At 35.4% G+C, this 19700-nt stretch carries 15 protein-coding genes; all 15 read left to right on the top strand.

All coding sequences use genetic code 11. The features are described 5' to 3' along the window. Positions 1-23 precede the first annotated feature (23 nt). The 15 genes from AC4BB7_RS13150 (at position 24) to nifJ (ending at position 19571) form a co-directional block, all read left to right on the top strand. The gene (locus AC4BB7_RS13150) at positions 24-992 is read left to right on the top strand and encodes a glycosyltransferase (RefSeq protein WP_086313930.1); all 969 of its coding nucleotides are present in this window, start codon (positions 24-26) and stop codon (positions 990-992) included. 11 nt (positions 993-1003) lie between these two features. Further along, complete coding sequence (locus AC4BB7_RS13145) at positions 1004-2428, top strand: lipopolysaccharide biosynthesis protein (protein WP_086313929.1); 1425 nt, start codon at positions 1004-1006, stop codon at positions 2426-2428. Between the two features lie 167 nt (positions 2429-2595). Continuing rightward, a complete protein-coding gene (locus tag AC4BB7_RS13140) occupies positions 2596-4995 on the top strand; it encodes a C39 family peptidase (RefSeq protein WP_490483340.1) in 2400 nt (799 codons plus the stop codon). A 15-nt stretch (positions 4996-5010) separates the two neighbouring features. Beyond that, positions 5011-5526: a hypothetical protein gene (locus AC4BB7_RS13135; RefSeq protein ID WP_490483339.1), complete on the top strand. Its 516-nt coding sequence runs from the start codon at positions 5011-5013 to the stop codon at positions 5524-5526. A gap of 156 nt (positions 5527-5682) precedes the next feature. After that, positions 5683-6657, top strand: a complete 975-nt coding sequence (locus AC4BB7_RS13130) for an NAD-dependent epimerase/dehydratase family protein (protein ID WP_086313926.1) — start codon at positions 5683-5685, stop codon at positions 6655-6657. Between the two features lie 133 nt (positions 6658-6790). Further along, entirely contained in the window at positions 6791-7531 is a 741-nt protein-coding gene (locus AC4BB7_RS13125; protein ID WP_490483338.1) for a glycerophosphodiester phosphodiesterase, read from the top strand. Between the two features lie 5 nt (positions 7532-7536). Continuing rightward, positions 7537-8457 (top strand): tRNA (adenosine(37)-N6)-dimethylallyltransferase MiaA, encoded by a 921-nt coding sequence (gene miaA, locus AC4BB7_RS13120; protein WP_490483337.1) that lies wholly within the window; start codon positions 7537-7539, stop codon positions 8455-8457. A 3-nt stretch (positions 8458-8460) separates the two neighbouring features. After that, positions 8461-9702 carry a GTPase HflX gene (gene hflX / locus AC4BB7_RS13115; protein ID WP_490483336.1) on the top strand — a complete coding sequence of 414 codons (1242 nt, stop codon included), beginning with the start codon at positions 8461-8463 and terminating at the stop codon, positions 9700-9702. A gap of 173 nt (positions 9703-9875) precedes the next feature. Then, entirely contained in the window at positions 9876-11198 is a 1323-nt protein-coding gene (locus tag AC4BB7_RS13110; RefSeq protein ID WP_490483335.1) for a DUF6056 family protein, read from the top strand. Positions 11199-11271: 73 nt separating this feature from the next. Further along, positions 11272-11895, top strand: a complete 624-nt coding sequence (locus AC4BB7_RS13105) for an alpha/beta fold hydrolase (RefSeq protein WP_490483334.1) — start codon at positions 11272-11274, stop codon at positions 11893-11895. A gap of 361 nt (positions 11896-12256) precedes the next feature. Next, on the top strand, positions 12257-12640 hold the full coding sequence (locus AC4BB7_RS13100) for a MerR family transcriptional regulator (protein WP_010764139.1): 384 nt from the start codon (positions 12257-12259) through the stop codon (positions 12638-12640). A 44-nt stretch (positions 12641-12684) separates the two neighbouring features. Beyond that, on the top strand, positions 12685-14025 hold the full coding sequence (gene glnA / locus AC4BB7_RS13095; protein WP_086313920.1) for a type I glutamate--ammonia ligase: 1341 nt from the start codon (positions 12685-12687) through the stop codon (positions 14023-14025). A 216-nt stretch (positions 14026-14241) separates the two neighbouring features. Further along, positions 14242-14550: an antibiotic biosynthesis monooxygenase family protein gene (locus tag AC4BB7_RS13090; RefSeq protein WP_490483333.1), complete on the top strand. Its 309-nt coding sequence runs from the start codon at positions 14242-14244 to the stop codon at positions 14548-14550. A 130-nt stretch (positions 14551-14680) separates the two neighbouring features. Then, on the top strand, positions 14681-15700 hold the full coding sequence (locus AC4BB7_RS13085; protein ID WP_490483332.1) for a DUF3114 domain-containing protein: 1020 nt from the start codon (positions 14681-14683) through the stop codon (positions 15698-15700). Positions 15701-15896: 196 nt separating this feature from the next. Then, entirely contained in the window at positions 15897-19571 is a 3675-nt protein-coding gene (gene nifJ / locus AC4BB7_RS13080; RefSeq protein WP_490483331.1) for a pyruvate:ferredoxin (flavodoxin) oxidoreductase, read from the top strand. Positions 19572-19700: the final 129 nt, after the last annotated feature.

Below are 19700 nucleotides of genomic sequence, written 5' to 3'. Positions count from 1 at the left end.
CTAGAAAACAAGAGGTAATAGTAGTGGAAAAAAAGATTACGGTTTCTGTTGTTATGGCCACTTACAATGGCGAGCGAAATATTATTGAACAATTGGACTCTCTTAAAAATCAAACAAAAGTTATCGATGAAGTGATAATTTGCGATGATGGTTCTACAGATCGAACTGTAGAAATGATTCAAGAATATATAGCTTTAAATCATTTGAACAATTGGACAATGAAGATAAATAAAGTCAATAAAGGCTGGCGCCAAAATTTTATGGATTTGCTTAACGAAGCCTCTAGCGAATATATATTTCCGTGTGATCAAGATGATATTTGGTATGATGATAAAATTGAAAAAATGAGTACAATGATGAGTAAAAATCCTAAGATAGCGGTATTAGTTTCTAACTATACTGAAATTATTGAAGAAGGTGGACATTCGTCTAAGTTACAACCTTTGAAAACTCAATTAAATAGTTTATATCATCAAATTATTTTTGTTAGAGAGAATGTTATGTTAAAAAGACCAGGTTGCGTATATGCAGTTAGAAAAGATTTTGTCTTAAACGTAACTGATTATTTCAATCAAGCATTGAATTCTGCTCACGATATTTCATTATGGGCCAGTGCTCTTGCTTTTGACCGTTTATATTTACTAGATGAGCCAACTATTGTTTTTAGAAGACACGGACAAAGTACATTTAAAAAAGAAACAATTACATCAAAAAAAGAAAGTAAGTATCAATATAGAATTAACATGTTGAATCGATATAATGAACGATTAAATTCGTTGAATCAATATATCGCTAGAGAAAATGGAATAGAAAATAAGCAAAAAAAAGAAGAAATAATTAAGCGAATGATGAAAATTAATACCAATAGAGCAAACCTTCTTGAAAAAAGAAGCGTTATAAAAATTATTTTTTCTTTTGGCAAGTATGGAAAGCCTTTTGATTATTTTGCAGATATTTATCATGTATTTAAATTAAGGCTTGGAAAAGATTGAGGTAAAAGATTTTGAATGAGAAAGCCAAATCAGTTATAAAAAATTTATATTACACAGTTGCAGCTAATTTTGCTACGTTGGGTATTTCTATTCTTTTAAATTTATTTGTACCAAAACTACTTGGAGTAACGGAGTATAGCTATTGGCAGTTATATGTATTTTATTCTTCATATGTTGGTTTTCTTCATTTAGGTTGGATTGATGGGATTTATTTAAAAATTGGTGGTGAGGAATACGATCAACTAGACAAAAGAAATTTAGGTTCTCAATTTTGGTACCTAGCGATTTTTGAATGTATTGTATCTTCATTGGTCATTATTTGGTCTTTATTTTTCATGCCATCAGGAAATAAGTCTATGATTTTGGTACTCACAGCAGTTGTTTCACTTGTGACAATAGCGAAAACTTTTATCTTGTATATTTTTCAATCCACCAACCGAATCAAGGAGTATGCGCAACTATCTAGAAATGATCGATATTTATACGTATTGTTGATCGGAGCCTATTTCCTTTTGGGAGGACGCAATTTTTTCTGGCTGATTGTTATGGATATTATTTCTAAATCAATCATGACGATTTGGGGAATGTATCGAATCAAAGATATGTTAAATTTGAAACCAATCAGTTTAAGAAAAGTTTTTCCTGAAGTATTGGATAATATAAATATAGGTAGTAAGTTAATGCTTAGTAGTGTAGCCAGTATGTTAATTATCGGGACAATTCGTTTTTTTGTACAAAAAAAATGGAGTATTCAAACATTTGGTAAATTATCGTTTACTCTTAGCATTTCTAATATGTTCCTAACATTTATAAATGCGGTTGGTGTTGTTATGTTTCCGTTATTAAGAAGAACTAACCAGCAGAAGTTGCCAGCGTTATTTGTTACGTTGAGGGATCTATTTGTACCGATTACTTACGCTATTTTAGTTTTTTATGTTCCTGCTAAGTATGTTTTAGCAATGTGGCTTCCTGATTATGCAGAAAGCCTGAAGTTTATGGGCATATTATTTCCGATTATCATTTACGAAGGTAGAATGTCATTATTGATTAATACCTATTTAAAAACATTACGAAAAGAAAAGACAATTCTGTTTGTAAATGTGATGACTTTGGTGTTATCATTGGTGTTGTCGATCATTATTATTTTTGGTTTAGATAATTTAACTTGGGCAGTTGGACTTATTTTAATAAGTTTGGCATTTCGTTGTAATCTTGCAGAGTTTTTCTTATGTAAATCAATGAATATCCGTATTGAAAAATCTATGATTATTGAAACTACCTTGACTGTATTGTTTATATTGAGTAATGTATTTTTTGGTGGTAGCTTTATTAGTACTGCTGTTTACGTTTTATTTTACGTAATTTACCTTTTAATCAATTATAAAAAAATAGAAAGAAGTTTTAAAGAGTTTCGTGGATTACTAAAAGGAACATAAATTAAATAGAGTAATTGGTAAGACATAATTCCAAAACTAATTTTTAGTTTTGAATTTATGTCTTTTTTTGGTTTTAATTAGATTGGAAAGTATTGTTTTTTTGTCGCGTGGACAAGGAGAAATAACTTTGCTACAATTGAATTATTGAAAGATAAGGGGTGGAAAATTTGAAAAAGAAACTAGGTTATTTGTTAATTGGTATTATGGCAAGTTTAATGGTTGTGCCTTCAGCTGCATTGTCAGAAGAAAAGGCAAAAGATACTGAAAGTACAGTTGAAAGCCAAGCTCTCGAGCAAACTACAGACAACGGTATAGGAGTTACCGATGTATCTGAGACACAGTCTACTCAGACAAGTGAGAGTACTAAAGAAAATGAAAGCACTAAAAAAAATGAAACAACTGAATCGGAAAGTGAAAAGCCAATTGAGCAGCCAAAATTAAATTATACGATTCATAATGAAAAACTAGGTTGGCTAGCTGGGCAGGAAAATGGTGAAAGTAGCGCGTTTCCAAATGACAGAATAGAAGCAATTAAAATTGGAATCGATGGGTTAGAGGCAGGCGTAAGTGGAATCCAGTATCGCTCTCATGTGGCCAATATTGGTTGGCAAGATTTTGTTAATGATAATGAAATTAGTGGTGTTGCTGGTCAAAGGCTGGAAGCAATCCAAATTCAATTAAAAGATGTTTTAAAAGATAAGTACGATGTATACTATAGAGTTAAGGTGCAAAATTTTGGCTGGTTGGATTGGGCCTCAAATGGACAAACTGCCGGGACTATGTCATTTGCATATCAAATTGAAGGGATTCAAATTCAATTAAAAGAAAAAGGACAGGCAGCACCAGGCTCAACCAAACGTCCATCGGTACAATATAAACAACCAAACGTGAAGTACCAAAGTCACATTAAAAATATTGGTTGGCAGTCGACAAAAAGTAATGGTCAATTAAGTGGTACAGTTGGTCAAAATAAACGATTAGAAGCTTTGAAAATAGCAGTTGATAATACTCCTGTAGCTGGGGGGATAGAATATAGAAGTCATGTTCAGGATTACGGTTGGCAAAATTATGTAGGTAATAATGTAGTTAGTGGAACAGTAGGGAAACAAAAACAAGTAGAAGCATTATCTGTTCGATTAACTGGAGAAATGGCTAATCATTTCGATTTGTATTATCGAGTACATGCTAAAAATTTTGGTTGGCTAGATTGGGCTAGTAATGGACAAAATGCAGGTACAGCTGGATTTAGTTATCAATTAGAATCGATAGAAATGAAGCTAGTGAGAAAAGGTACTAATATTTCAGGTGCTAAGAATCGCTATTTTGTGCAGTTCAAACAGCCAGATATTTCTTATCAAAGCCATGTCCAAGATCTAGGTTGGCAAGCACCTAGCAAAAATGGTCAGACAAGTGGAACTGTTGGTAAAAGTAAACGTGTTGAAGCAATTAAAATAAAAGTTGATAATGCGCCAGTTTCAGGTGGGATTCAATACAGAAGTCATGTTCAAGACTATGGTTGGCAAGGATATGTATCTAATAATCAATTGAGTGGAACTGTTGGAAAAGCTAAAAGAGTGGAAGCATTTGATATTTGTTTGACGGGAGAACTAGCTAAACACTTCAATGTTTATTATCGCACACATGCGGAATATTTTGGCTGGTTAGGTTGGAATAAAAATGGAGGGATTAGTGGTACTTCTGGTTATGGTTTTAGACTAGAAGGTTTGGATATCATTTTAGTCAAAAAAGAACTAAAAGGTCCTGCTGTGTCAAATAATTATAAACAAGCCCCAGCAGATATAAAAAATTATTATATGAATCCGCCAAAACGAATCGAATTAAAAACGAACCACTACTATACAGATAGATCATTACAAAGAGGCAACGATATATCTGTTGGAACAGTGATTAATGTTAAACGAAGAGTACTAGACAAAAATGGTTATCCAATCCTAGAAACACCTTATGGATATGTGACTGCAGGTAAAAATATTGTAGTAGCAACCAATAAAGGGCAAAAAACATTTATGGATGTTCCATATTACAATCAAATGAGCATGGGTTATCCAAATGGCTGTGAAGAATTTTCTTTATATATGGCATTAGAATATTTAGGAGCTACACATGGGCAAAATGTACACCAAGTGACAAATGCAGTTCCGAAAGTTCCTTCTTGGGGAAATCCACATGAAGGATTTAATGGAAGTCCTACTGATAAATATGGGTTCCATACAATCTATCCAAGAGCATTTACACCATATGCTAGAAGATATGCACCTAATTCAAGAGATATCAGTGGGGTTGACACAAGTCAATTTAAAGAAGAATTGATGAAAGGAAATCCTATAGTAGTCTGGGGAACATATCCTTATTTAGCACCACCGATCATTGATGGAACTTACTATGGTTCTTGGAAAGTTGCGAATTTACATGTTTGGTTAGTAACTGGATTTGATGGAAATAGCTTCCATGTGACAGATCCAATTTACGGAACAATGTGGGTTAGTGAAGGAACAGTGGCACTTTCTTATAGTCCAAATAAAATGGCTGTTTCCATCGATAAATAGAATAGAGGATTAACAATGAAAAATAAAAAACTTTTGTTTTTATTTTGTCTCGTCATTTTAGTAATAGCTGTTGTTGTCTTTGTTAGAATGAATGATAAAAAAAGTACTAAAAATCAAGAAGTAGAGACAAATTCATCTCAAAGCACAGATGTTTTTGATAAGTCGAACGTGATAAATTATTCTAGTGAAACGGAAGTATCCTACAGCTATGAAGAAGTGACTCTTAGTATGGAAGAGATAGGAAAATATAGAAAAGAGATTGAGCAAGCTGGTTTTGACAGTACATTATTTACGGATCAGGAAATTCAAGTAATGCAGTCTAAAATAAAGAAAAATGGTCAATCAATTTCCCAATATTTAAAAGATCAACCTGATAAATCAATCGATGAAACTGAAATAGACAAAGCTCGTGACGAATTAAAAGCAGCGAACATCGATCCAGATAAGATGCATAATAATGAAATTGTTGAGTTGATAAAAGAAGCAAAGAAAGAAAAAAAATCAGTAGTAGAAGTTGCAAAAGGAAAATGATGTTAGCTTCAAATGTATGACTGATCAAACAATTAGGTGAAAAACTAGTTGTCCTCAGGGACAGCTAGTTTTTTAATTAAAGTAGACCTCTTTGAATATCCATGATAAACTAAAGAAGTTAAGAAATTCTATTTAAAAACTAGGAGTTACTACTACATGAATAATATATTAATTACTGGTGGTGCAGGTTTTATCGGCTCTACCTTAGCCAATTTTTATAGTAAGGATCATAAAGTTACGGTCATTGATGATTTATCTATGGGAAGTAAGAGCAATTTAGAAACGACTGCCAACCTATGCTTTATAGAAGGTAGCGTGACGGATCATGAATTAATGACAGAGGTTTTAACACAAACCCAGTTTGATTACATTTTCCATTTAGCTGCAATTGCAAGTGTGGCGGACTCTGTGGCACGTCCGTTGGAGACGCATCAAATAAATTTTGATAGTGTTTTTCAATTGTTAGAATTAGTCAGAAACAATCAATTCGGATTAAAACGTTTGTTGTTTGCTTCATCTGCTGCTGTATATGGAGATGAGCCAACGTTACCTAAACAAGAGGAATCAGTTATTCGCCCATTAACACCGTATGCAATCGATAAATTTGCAGCGGAAAAATATGTGGTTGATTATTATCATTTGTATGATATTCCAACAAGTGCTGTACGGTTCTTTAATGTTTATGGGCCAAAACAAAATCCTGAATCCCCTTATTCTGGCGTTATATCTATTATGATGGATCGTTATAAAAAGCTATTGAATAAAGAAGCGACAACTTTTACTATGTTTGGTGATGGAACCCAGTCGAGAGATTTTGTATTCATTGAAGATGTCATTCAAGCACTAAATCTTATTGCTACATCGCAAGATTCACTAGGAGAAGTGTATAATATTGGCACGGGTGAAGCAATTGACTTAAATAAATTAGTTTCTACTATAAACGATCTGTTAGAAGTTGATTTGCCAATTTGTTATGAAGAGGAACGTTCTGGAGACATCAAACATTCTCTCGCCGACATTTCTAAAGTAAAAGCAGTAGGATACCAACCCAAGTACAATATTAAATCTGGACTTGAAAAGTACGTTTCTTACGAGCTGGCTAATAGAGATAAAGAAGGTTTAGATAACTAAGTATATTTTCCAAATAGAATAGCGAAACAGGCGGGAACTGTGATTCTCGTCTGTTTTTTTATGATAGAATTTTTTTAATTGTTTGATACTGGATGTTATGAGTGATACAATGATTTCGATTGGAGGGAGAACTGTGACGAAAATAATCGCCCACCGTGGGAGCAAAGGAACCCATCCAGAAAATACTTTAGCAGCATTTCAAGAAGCTGTTCGTGTTGGTTCTGATGGAATCGAATTGGATGTTCAGTTATCAAAAGATAATCAATTGATCGTGATTCATGATGAAACGATTGATCGTACAACAAATGGACACGGAGAAGTTGGTCAGCTAACATTAGCAGAATTAAAACAATTGGATGCAGGTAGCTGGTTCAAAGAAAACCCAATGTTTCAGGAAGTGCCTACATTAAACGAAGTGTTGATGTTACTAAAAAAAGAGAATTTTTGTGGTCTATTGAATATTGAAATCAAAACAGATAAGATACATTATGAAGGCATTGAACAGATGCTCGTTCAACTTTTGCAGTCACAACAATGGCCCTTTGAATATATGTATTCAAGCTTCTATTTCAAAAGTTTGGAAAAAATTTGGGAATTGGAAAAAAATCAAAAAATTGCGTCTATATTTTATATCTCCAAAAGAGAGGAACAACGAGCAATTCAGTCAGAATTTATTGAAGGAATCCATCCTAATATTGAGTGGGTAGTCAAACACGTAGATGATTTAGTCGATTTTCCCAAAGCGATAAGACCTTGGACGGTTAATGACGAAGAAAAAATGAAACTATGTTTTGTTCACCATTTAGCAGGGATTCACACAGATTTTCCTGAACTAGCAATAAAAATACGCGAATTGATACAAAATAAAGGATGAAACGATTGAAAAAAGTATTAGTGATTGCAGGACCAACAGCTGTTGGAAAAACCTCTTTAAGTATTGAACTGGCAAAAAAATTGAATGGAGAAATCATTAGTGGAGATTCAATGCAAGTTTATAAACAGCTTGACATCGGAACGGCAAAAGTAACGGAAGAAGAGCGTGAAGGTATTGAACATCATTTGATAGATTGTCGAGAATTATCTGAGACATATTCTGTAGCCGATTTTCAAAAAGAAGGTCGTCAAGCGATTGATAACATTATCGCAAAAGGAAAGTTACCGATCGTTGTAGGTGGGACAGGGTTGTATATTCAAGCTTTGCTTTATGACTTTGAACTGGGAGCTAAGGATGAGTCGCCAGAAATACGTGAAAAATATCAAAGATTTGCTGAACAACACGGCAATCAACGATTATGGGAATTACTTCATGAAAAAGATAAGCAGGCTGCTGAAAGTATCCATTTTAATAACCAAAAAAAAGTGATTCGTGCGCTGGAAGTGTTCGATAAAACAGGTTTTAGTATTTTAACTCCTAAAGAAACGCCAAAAAAATTATACGATTATTTTTTAATTGGATTAGAAACAGAGCGCTCAATGCTTTATGAACGAATCAATAGACGGGTCGATCAAATGGTGACACAGGGACTTTTAAATGAGGCTGAACAGCTTTATAGATGTCAAACAAAACAATCCATTCAAGGAATCGGGTACAAAGAGTTTTTTCCTTACTTTGAAGGTAGGGAAACATTAGTTGAAGCAACAGAGCAAGTAAAGCAAAATTCAAGAAGATACGCGAAGAGGCAATTGACTTGGTTTAAAAATCGCATGAACGCCAGCTGGTGGGATTTAGTACAAGAGCCTGATGCTATTTCAGATTTAGAAAAGGAAATAGAGGACTGGCTGGGTTCTTCGGAAGGATAAAGTATGGACAAAATAGCAGAAAAGGTCATTTTAGTGGGAGTAGAAACAGAAGAAAATTATGCTCGCTTTGAAGGGTCTATGAAGGAATTGAAAAATTTGACTAAGACAGCACAAGGAGAGGTTGTCTTTTGTTTAACGCAAAAACGTCCCCGTGTAGATTCTCAGACTGTGATCGGTAAAGGAAAAGTAGAAGAATTAGTTCAATTAGTTGACGCTTATGAAGCAGATATCGTCATTTTTAACCATGAACTAACACCTAGACAAAATCAGTTGATTGTTGAAGCTGTAGGTGTGAAAGTTATCGACCGAGTACAATTGATTCTAGACATTTTTGCAATGCGGGCACGTTCAAAAGAAGGGATATTACAAGTTGAACTAGCTCAGTTGAATTATTTACTGCCAAGATTGATCGGGCAAGGTAAACAATTATCCCGTTTAGGGGGAGGAATCGGTACAAGAGGTCCAGGAGAAACTAAGCTTGAGTCAGATCGTCGGCATATTCGTAATAAGATCATTGCAATCAGGCGTGAACTAAAGGAAGTAACGGCTCATCGTGAACGAAGCAGACAGAAACGCCAGTCTTCAGATATTTTTCAAATTGGCTTGATCGGTTATACAAACGCAGGAAAATCAACGATTTTAAACTTACTAACAACTGCTGGAACTTATTCTGAAGATCAACTATTTGCAACATTAGATCCTTTAACGAAGAAATGGCAGCTTCCCCAAGGAATGATCGTAACTCTGACAGATACTGTAGGGTTTATTCAAGATCTGCCAACGCAGTTGATCGAGGCTTTTCAATCAACATTAGAAGAAAGTCGAGGAATGGATTTATTATTACATGTAGTGGATGCAAGTGCAAATGAGCGTTTACAACATGAACAAACGGTTGTTGAATTACTAAACGATTTAGATTTAGAACAGATTCCTGTTTTGACTATTTATAATAAAAGTGATCAGATTGATGAGACTGACTTTGTTCCAACCTTGTTCCCTAATGTATTGGTTTCAGCAAAAAGTACTTTAGGCAAAGAGCAGCTAACAAAAGCAGTTCGAGAGAAGATGATGGAGTTGCTCGTTCCATACGAGTTTGATATTCCTTCAAACAAAGGACAACAATTAAGTGAATTAACGCGCCAGACATTGCTTTTATCAGAGGTCTTTGAAGAAGTTGAAAATGTGTATCGTGTTAAAGGATTTGCTAAAAAAAATTCTAAATGGACGAGAGAGCTAGAAAAATAAGTAACAGAATTATTCGCTATACGTAATTGAAATATTAATGTAATTGTATAGTATATAACTGAGTAAAAAAACGTTTATAGCGTTTATTTACTCAGTTATTTTTTTTTAGTCAGTGTAGTTATTTGACTTGTGAAATGCTATACTAAAAAAAAGAGGTTAGGCGGTATTTTAATTTGCAAAAGGTTATTAAAAGTAATAAGGGGTACTATTTATTTTATGTTGGTTTGTTTCTATTGGCGTTGTTATATCTTTTGAATTTTAACGTGGACATGGGTTCTGATGATGGTTGGTTTATGAAGGTGTCTAGAGAGCATACTTTCTGGGGATTTTTGCAATGGCGTTATGATAATTGGTCTGCTCGCTTATTTCCAGAAGCGATGCTGTATTTGATTTTTTTAGTTCCTTTATTTGTTCATCATGTAATTAGCGCCAGTGCCTGGTTGTTATATAGTTATTCATTGGTTCGACTAATCGTAGGAACCGTTAGTCGCAAAAATTTTCTAGTCGCATTTTTATCCCTTGGTTTGATCAATATCTGGGTCATGAAAGACTCGATTTTTTGGATTACTGGATCTATTAACTATTTATGGCCTTTAGCATTAGGTCTGTTTTCAATGATTCCTTATGCAGATAATTTTTTTAGAAATAAAAAAACGTCCGTTTGGCTATATGTGTTGCCTGCATTTATTTTTTCATTTTCAAATGAGCAGTTGATTGCTTGTGTTATTGGTGTTGTTTTGGTTTATCATGGAGCAATGTTGGTTCACAAGCGAAAAGAAAATTATTTTCTTTATATTCCAACTGCATTCTTTATGTTTGGACTTACCTTTATGATTTTAGCTCCGGGAAATAAGCTTAGGATGAAGCAGGAAATTGATATGTGGATGCCGGATTTCAATGAGCTGTCACCATTTTCCAGAGTATTGAGAGGCAGTTCATGGTTATTTGAGGGGTGGCAGACAAAATTATTATTGCTATTTCTCGTTATTCTAGTGATTTCTTTTGTCATTGATTCTTCGAAACTTTTAGCTAAGGTGACAGTGGGGTATACAGTATTTTTGGCTTTACTGATGTATAATTTTCCTAAAAAGCTCACTGATTTTCAGAAGATTAACGAAGGGAATTGGACCCAATCTCTAAAATCAGGAAATCTGTTAAATGGAGGGCTACTTACTCCCTTGTTACCTTATTTATTGTGGGCTGTTTTCTTTGGTTTAGTTATCTCGTTTTCTATATCAGTTGCTAAACAGAAAATTTTTATTGGTTTGAGCTATAGTGCGGCCTTATTTTCTTCATTATTGATGTGTTTTTCTCCGACGATGTACGCTTCTGGTGCAAGAGTATTTTTATGTTCATCGATTTTTTTACTAATGATTTCATTTATACTCTATCAACAAGTTCTAGTACATAGAACTCAAGATGAGAATAGACGATTACTATTTTATGCTTGCTTTGTACCTGTGATAAACTTCCTTTGTGTTCTATGTATATCTTGAAAAGTGTAGATGTTGCTATGAGAATGTTCAGTTGTATTGCAAGAGGAAGGAATAGAACTAGAGGGGGATATTGATGGAGTATGTTTTTATTCATGGTTTAGGGCAACGATCATCCAGCTGGGAGCAGACAATTTCATTTATGAGCGAACCAGAGGAGATAAGATGTCCAGACTTATTTGCACTTCTTGAAAATAAAGAATGTACATATGCTAGTTTGTATGAAGTTTTTTCAACGTATTGCGAGGCTATTCCAGAGCCGTTAAATTTATGTGGACTCTCATTGGGAGGAATTCTTGCGTTGAACTATGCAATTGATTATCCTGAAAAAGTTGATTCACTTGTATTAATTGGAGCTCAATATAAAATGCCAAAGAGACTACTTAAATTCCAAAATATGATTTTCCAAGTTATGCCTAATTCTACTTTCAAAAAAATGGGTATGCAAAAGCAAGAATTAATACAGTTAACAGGCTCTATGAGCGATTTGGATTTTAGTAGTAAATTGAAAGATATTTCTTGCGATACTTTGGTTCTTATCGGGGGAAAAGATCGTGCTAATAAAAAAGCGGCAGAGCGCTTGGCTGAAAAGATAGAGAGAGCCAAGTTGCGTATTGTGCAAGCTTCAAGTCATGAAGTGAACGTAGCGAGACCAGAAGACTTGGGACAAGAGTTAGAAGTGTTTTATAAATCGAGATAAGTAAGACTATCCTTTGCGATAGGTTTGAATAAGCATCAAGATAAATACAGTGCTTTTGAAGTCTGACCTAATTGAGTTAGATTCCAAAAGGCACTGTTTTTTATCTTTTTTGAGGAAAACCACCTGATGTATTTGTTTTTTTTCTTGAATATTTAAAGTTATGTCAGAAAACCTAACATAAATGATTGACAATAGAAAAAAGTATTGATATTCTATATCTAATCTATCAGCTATGCAGGCTAGTTCCTAAGAAAAAAGATAAAATATGTCTGTGGTAAAGAAATACTGCATCCATATCGACCTATTTTTTTGTCAGTGCTGAACAGTTTGCTGCGCTTTTAAATAAGAGAGGGGGGTGGATATGAGAGAGAAGGAACTGAGAAGATCAATGTCGGTTTTTCCAATTGGTACAGTTATGAAGCTGACTGATCTATCAGCACGTCAAATCCGTTATTATGAAGAGCAAGATTTGATTCATCCTGAAAGAAGCGAAGGAAACCGCCGTATGTATTCACTGAATGACATTGATGTATTACTTGAAATCAAGGATTATTTGTCAGATGGTCTAAATATGGCAGGAATCAAGCGCGTCTATGAAATGAAACTGGAAGAACAAATGCATGCACAAGAGTCAAATAAACCGCTGACTGATGAAGACGTTCGGAAAATTTTATATGACGAACTTATTTCTCAAGGTGGACTTACTCAACAAAATCCATTCCAATCCAGAGGACCAAAATTGTAACAGTTGAGCTTTACACAAAAAAATGAAGGACGTGAAGGAAGACAATGACGAAAAAACAAAACACAGTAGAAGATATCAAACGAATAGCAGATGAAGAAAATGTTCGATTTTTACGATTAATGTTTACAGACATTATGGGAACAATCAAAAATGTGGAAGTTCCAGTGAGCCAATTAGACAAAGTATTGAGTAATAAAATGATGTTTGATGGTTCTTCTATTGAAGGTTTTGTGAGAATCGAAGAGAGCGATATGTACTTATATCCGGATGTATCAACGTGGATGATTTTTCCTTGGGAAAGTACGCACGGGAAAGTTGCTCGTCTGATTTGCGATATTTACAATCCAGATGGAACTCCTTTTGCAGGAGATCCTCGTGGTAATTTAAAGCGTGCATTGGCAGATATGGAAGCATTAGGGTTTACTTCTTTCAATCTTGGGCCTGAACCAGAGTTTTTCCTATTCAAATTGGATGAAGATGGTAAAATTACGACAGATCTAAATGATAGAGGGGGCTACTTTGATTTTGCGCCGACAGATCTTGGTGAGAACTGTCGTAGAGATATTGTTCTGGAGCTAGAAAGTCTTGGGTTTGAAGTTGAAGCTTCTCATCATGAAGTAGCACCAGGACAACATGAGATTGATTTTAAATATGCAGACGTCATTGAAGCATGTGATAATATCCAAACATTTAAGTTAGTTGTTAAAACAATTGCAAGAAAACATGGGTTGCATGCGACATTTATGCCAAAACCATTATATGGAATCAGTGGTTCAGGGATGCATTGTAATATGTCGCTATTTAAAGGCGATGAGAATGTTTTTTACGATGAAAATGGTCCAATGCAATTAAGTCAAACAGCGTATCATTTCCTTGGTGGTTTACTAAAACATGCGCGTGCGTATACGGCTGTTTGTAATCCAACGGTTAATTCGTATAAACGTTTAGTACCAGGATATGAAGCACCAGTTTATGTTGCATGGAGTGGTCGTAATCGTTCACCGCTAGTACGAGTTCCTGAATCACGTGGTTTATCGACTCGTTTAGAATTACGCTCAGTTGATCCTTCAGCTAATCCGTATTTAACAATGGCTGTCCTTTTACAAGCTGGACTAGATGGAATCAAAAATGAGATCGTTCCACCAGAAGCTGTTGACCGTAACATTTATGTGATGAATGAAGAAGAACGAAAAGAAGCGCAAATCCATGATTTACCTTCAACGATCCATAACGCGATTAAAGAATTACGTAAAGATGACGTAATGATCGATGCACTAGGTAGTCATATCTATGCAAATTTTGTTGAAGCGAAACGTATGGAATGGGCTGCTTTCCGCCAAACGGTTTCTGAATGGGAAAGAGAGCAATATTTAGAATTATATTAATCACTATGTGAGGTTGGGACAAAAGCGCCTAGCTCCGAGAAATAAGAAGGAAATACTTTTTCACCATCGTTTATTCGGATATTAAGGGGCTGAGATATAACTCGAAGAGTTATGTCCCAGCCCTATTTATTATCGCAACAGCTCGTTAAGAAAAATGAAGTATGCTATAATTGATTGAGAATCATTATCAATTAAAAATGGAAAGGAGAGAGCTGTATGATTGTTCAGACTGTTACTTTTGTTATAAAAAAAGAAGGCAAAGAAATATTTGAAGCAAAAACAAGTAAAGATGTTGCTTCAATGTTAGGATTTTCTGGGTGCCTATCAAGTGAATGTTGGTTTTCAGAGGATAAAAATACCTGTGAGTTTATGCTGGTTTCTAAATGGCAGAGTAAAAAAGACTTTCAAAACTGGCTGAAACGACCAGAACATTTACAAGAGCATCGTGATGCCCACAAGAATAAAGAGACTAAACCGTCCATCGTTATAGAGAAAATTAGAAAAAGTTATGAAGTTTCTGCTTAAAATATACAGTTTCAGGTCCAAGGCAATTTTTATTTGTTTTGGATTTTTTCTTTTTTGCCGTTCAAATTTGTGTAAATTTAACAAAAAAGCAGGTATAGTAGAAGTCAAACAAAGACTAAGGGGAAATGATATGACAGAGGTAGATTTTTCTTCGACGATCCTCGAAAGAATAGAAAAACTTCAGCAACAAGGGTGGGATAAGGCTGCTCTAACTGTCTACATAAATAATATAAAAGAAATTAGTGATCAATCGCCATTTTTTGTTGGTTCTAAGATCTATACAGAAATGTTTAACAATAGTCAACTCTCAGATAAAGAAAAAGTGTTACTGGTCATTGACCATTTAGGTGGTTATCTGGATGAGAGGGGAGATTTACGGCTAGCAACAACTGAATATCGATTTTGCCCCCAAATGCCGCCGGGTGATCTATTTTTTTATAGCTATGCAAAAGCCGTGCAGCGAGCATATCCAACTGGTTTGATAATAGCGCAAGCAGATAAAAAATTAACAAAAGTAGCCCTCAAGAAAAAATACGCAGATGAAACCAGAATCCACCAATTTAGAAATCAATTGGATAGATGTAATATAAACTATGTGGAAAACTACAAAAAAAAATATGGACTAGAAAATGATGAAGCCGCAATAAAAATGATTCTTGGCAATGATTGGTTTTATGCAGATCCTCAATATCATAATCGTGCTCATTTAGACACAGATATATCAACAGAGGATTTAAAAAAAGGAACTAGGACTCTTAAAAATAAAGGGTTAGTAAAGAAAATCAGAAAACGTGGTTTCTATCGAAAGATTTTGTCTGCGGATTATCATAGTGAATTTATTTTAGATGAACACGGTCAGCTTTTAAGTCAATGGAGCGAACGAGTGAAAACAGGCGGTCTTTTAGACAGTGCAATCGTGAATGGTGAATCATTTAACTATGGGGAGCAACCAAAATTTGATCCCGAACATACGCACGATACATTGGATGGCACTCCACCTAGATATTTTGATACAAATAAACGAAATCATCTTAAGCAGAAGTGGCTATCTCCTACAGATAATTTATTTTATCAACTCGTTAGACGCCTAGGAGAAAAAGGGATAAGGTATAAAAGAAAAAGAAGCAACTCAAAGTTGAATAAACAATGACTAAAGTTAGGATTAGCTTGATCCTGACTTTTTTTTCACAAAAAAACTACTTATTTTGAAGTAAGAAAGGTAAATAATCGTTAAGTTTGTGAAATGTTTTCACAAACTGTTTCAAAATTGGATAGCTTCCGTTATAATAAAGAAGAATATGCGTGCAACTATTCTACTTTTAGATAGAAGGATGATGAATATTATTATGCGAAAAATGAAGACGATGGATGGAAATACAGCAGCCGCATACATTTCATATGCATTTACCGAATTAGCGGCTATTTATCCAATTACACCAAGTTCGACGATGGCTGAACTTGTCGATCAATGGTCAGCCGAAGGCAAACAAAATATCTTTGGACAACCTGTTAAAATCGTTGAAATGCAATCAGAAGCAGGTGCCGCAGGTGTGGTGCATGGTTCACTGAAAACAGGTGCGTTAACAACTACATATACTGCATCACAAGGCTTACTATTAATGATTCCAAATATGTATAAGATCGCAGGAGAACTGCTTCCATCCGTTTTCCACGTTGCGAGTCGGGCGTTAACCACGAATGCGTTGAACATTTTTGGTGATCATGGAGATGTTATGGCTGCTCGTCAGACTGGGTTTGCCATGCTATGTGAAAGCAGTGTGCAAGAAGTGATGGATTTATCTGCGGTTGCTCACTTATCATCAATTGAATCCAGTGTTCCATTTATCAATTTTTTTGATGGATTTCGGACAAGTCATGAAATTCAAAAAATCGAAGTATTAGAATATGACGAATTAGCACCATTATTGGATCAAGAAAAATTAGCTAATTTCCGCAGCAGAAGTATGAACCCAAATCATCCTTCCGTAAGTGGAACAAACCAAAATCCTGATATCCATTTTCAACAACGGGAAACGATCAATAGTTATTATGAACAGATTCCACTTGTTGTGAAGAAATATATGGATGAAATCAATGAGTTAAGAGGAACGGACTATGATTTAGTTACGTACTATGGAGCAGCAGATGCAGAAGAAGTGATTGTTTCTATGGGATCAGCTGCTCAAACAATCGAACAAACAATCGATTATTTAACGAAACAGGGCAGAAAAGTTGGGTTTTTGAATATTCATTTGTATCGTCCATTTCCTGTTGAAAACTTCTTAGAAAAAATGCCTAAAACAGTTAAAGCAATCGGCGTAATGGATCGGACAAAAGAACCAGGGGCAGGCGGTGAGCCTTTACTTTTAGATGTACAAAGTGCGATGTATGAATCAGATCTGCGTCCAATGATCATCGGTGGACGTTATGGATTGGGATCAAAAGATGTTTTACCAAATCAAATTATCGCGATTTATGACGAATTATTAAAAGACAAAAAAACAGTAAAATCTCGTTTTACAATTGGAATTGTAGACGATGTGACCTATACTTCACTTGATTGTGGGGAAGCACTGGATCTAACTAATCCAAAAACGTATCAGGCAAAATTCTGGGGTTTTGGCTCAGATGGAACAGTTGGTGCGAATAAATCGGCAATTAAAATCATTGGAGATCATACGGATAAATATGCTCAGGGATTCTTCTATTATGATTCGAAAAAATCTGGTGGACTGACAGTTTCTCATTTACGTTTTGGTGAGACGCCGATTCGTTCAACTTATTTGATTGAGCATGCGGATTTTGTTGCGTGTCATACTGCAGCGTATTTAAATACGTATGACTTAGTGAAAGGGTTGAAAAAAGGCGGCACATTTTTACTGAATACAGTTTGGAATGATGAGCAATTAGAGCGCTTTTTACCAAATAAATTAAAACGTTATCTAGCTGAAAATGACATTGATTTTTATACAATCAATGCGGTTAAGCTAGCCAGCGAAGTTGGTTTAGGTGGACGGATCAATACTGCGATGGAGACAGCCTTCTTCAAATTAGCGGATATCATGCCGTTTGATGAAGTGTTACCGATTTTAAAAGAAGAAGCCTTCAAAAGCTACGCGCGCAAATCGATGTCTGTAGTAGAGAAAAATGTTCAAGCAATCGAACGTACGGTTGAGCTTTTACACAAGGTCGAAGTTCCGGCTGCTTGGAAAACGGTTGAAATAAAACCGAAAGCTCGTAAGGCAAACATCACTGATTACGTGCATGAAATTGTAGAACCAATCAATCGCCAAGAAGGAAATGAGCTTGCCGTTAGTGCTTTCATCAAAAATGATATGACAGACGGGCGAATGCCGCTTGGCACAACTGCTGTGGAAAAACGTGGCATTGCTGTTGAAGTCCCAGAATGGAATAGCGATCGTTGTACGATGTGTAATGAATGTGCTTTTGTTTGTCCACATGCGGCAATTCGTCCGTTTTTAGCAGATGATGAGGAAATGGAAGAAGCACCTGAAGGATACATTGTCAGAGAAATGCGTGGAGCGGATGGATTAAAATACCGCATTCAAGTTTCTATAGAAGATTGCACTGGTTGCGGACTTTGTGTGGATGCTTGTCCTGCTAAGGGGAAAGCTCTGGTTATGAAACCATACGAAGAACAAAAAGAACAAGCAATGAACTGGGCATTCTCTATGACGTTGAAACAAAAAGAAAATCCTGCCAAACCTAACACAGTTTTAGGCACGCAATTTAATAAGCCGCTATTAGAGTTTTCAGGAGCTTGTTCTGGTTGTGGAGAGACTCCTTATGTGAAATTATTGACCCAAATGTTCGGTGATCGGATGATGATTGCAAATGCTACTGGTTGTTCTTCCATTTGGGGCGGAGCGGCTCCAGTGTCTCCTTATACCACAAATGAGCAAGGTCAAGGACCCGCTTGGTCGAATTCATTGTTGGAAGATAATGCGGAATTTGGTTATGGCATGCTGTTAGCTAGTCAAACTCGTCGTGAACATTTAGCGATGAAAATGAGTGACGCAATGCATGTAGCTTCTCCTGAATTAACACTATTGATGGAAGACTGGATCGACCATATGCATACTGGTGAAGGGACACAACAACGAGCGGCAAAACTAAAAGCAGCCTTGCTTGATGAAAAAAATGGTAAACCTTTACTAGAGGCAATTTATGAAGACCATGATTTGTTTGTGAAAAATAGTCAATGGATGATTGGTGGAGATGGTTGGGCTTACGATATCGGTTATGGAGGTATCGATCATGTTCTTGCTAGCGGTGCAGATGTCAATATGCTGGTTTTAGATAATGAAGTATATTCTAATACAGGCGGACAAACATCAAAAGCAACACCTGCGTCTGCCATCGCAAAATTTTCTGCAAGCGGAAAATATGTCTCTAAAAAAGATTTAGGCATGATGGCAATGACCTATGGCAATGTTTATGTTGCTCAAATTGCGTCAGGTGCTAATCAAATGCAGACGATCAAAGCCTTTGAAGAAGCAGAGCGTTTCCCTGGACCATCGATTATTATTGCTTATACCCCATGTATTACCCATGGATTAGCGGGTGGTATGAGTAAAACTTTAGAAGAAGCAAAAGAAGCTGTTAATTCTGGTTATTGGTCATTATATCGCTACAATCCAGAGTCAAGAGAGTCAGGAAAAAATCCAATGACTTTAGATTATAAAAAACCGAATTTTGAAGAAATGCAAGCATTTATGCGTAAACAAGTTCGTTTTTCTTCATTAGAATCTACACAACCTGAATTTGCAGGTAAGCTTTTTGAAAAAACTGTTGAAGATGCGAAAAATCGCTTTTACAATTATGCCCGCATGGCTGGTCAAGAAGAAAAAATTCGTGCAAAACTAGAAAAAACAACAGATGAAGTAGTTGTTGAAAAAGCCCCACGCGTGAAAAAAGAGCGAGTGACGGATCCAGAAGCTGATGCAAGAAGAGCAGCGAGACGAGCTGAACGTGCAGCAAAACGCGGAAAAACAGAATAATAAAAAGTCCGTTTGATTTGGAATGAAAGAAGTGAGATACTTAAATCTACTTCTTTCATTTTTTATTTAAATTTTTCTATCGTTCGTACTCATCCTGTAACCAAGTAAAAGATTATGGTATACTTATTA

Source organism: Enterococcus sp. AAFC-DPL-5182, from assembly GCF_058216605.1.
Note: the sequence above shows the minus strand (reverse complement) of the source record. Positions and strands in the feature narration are given on the sequence as shown.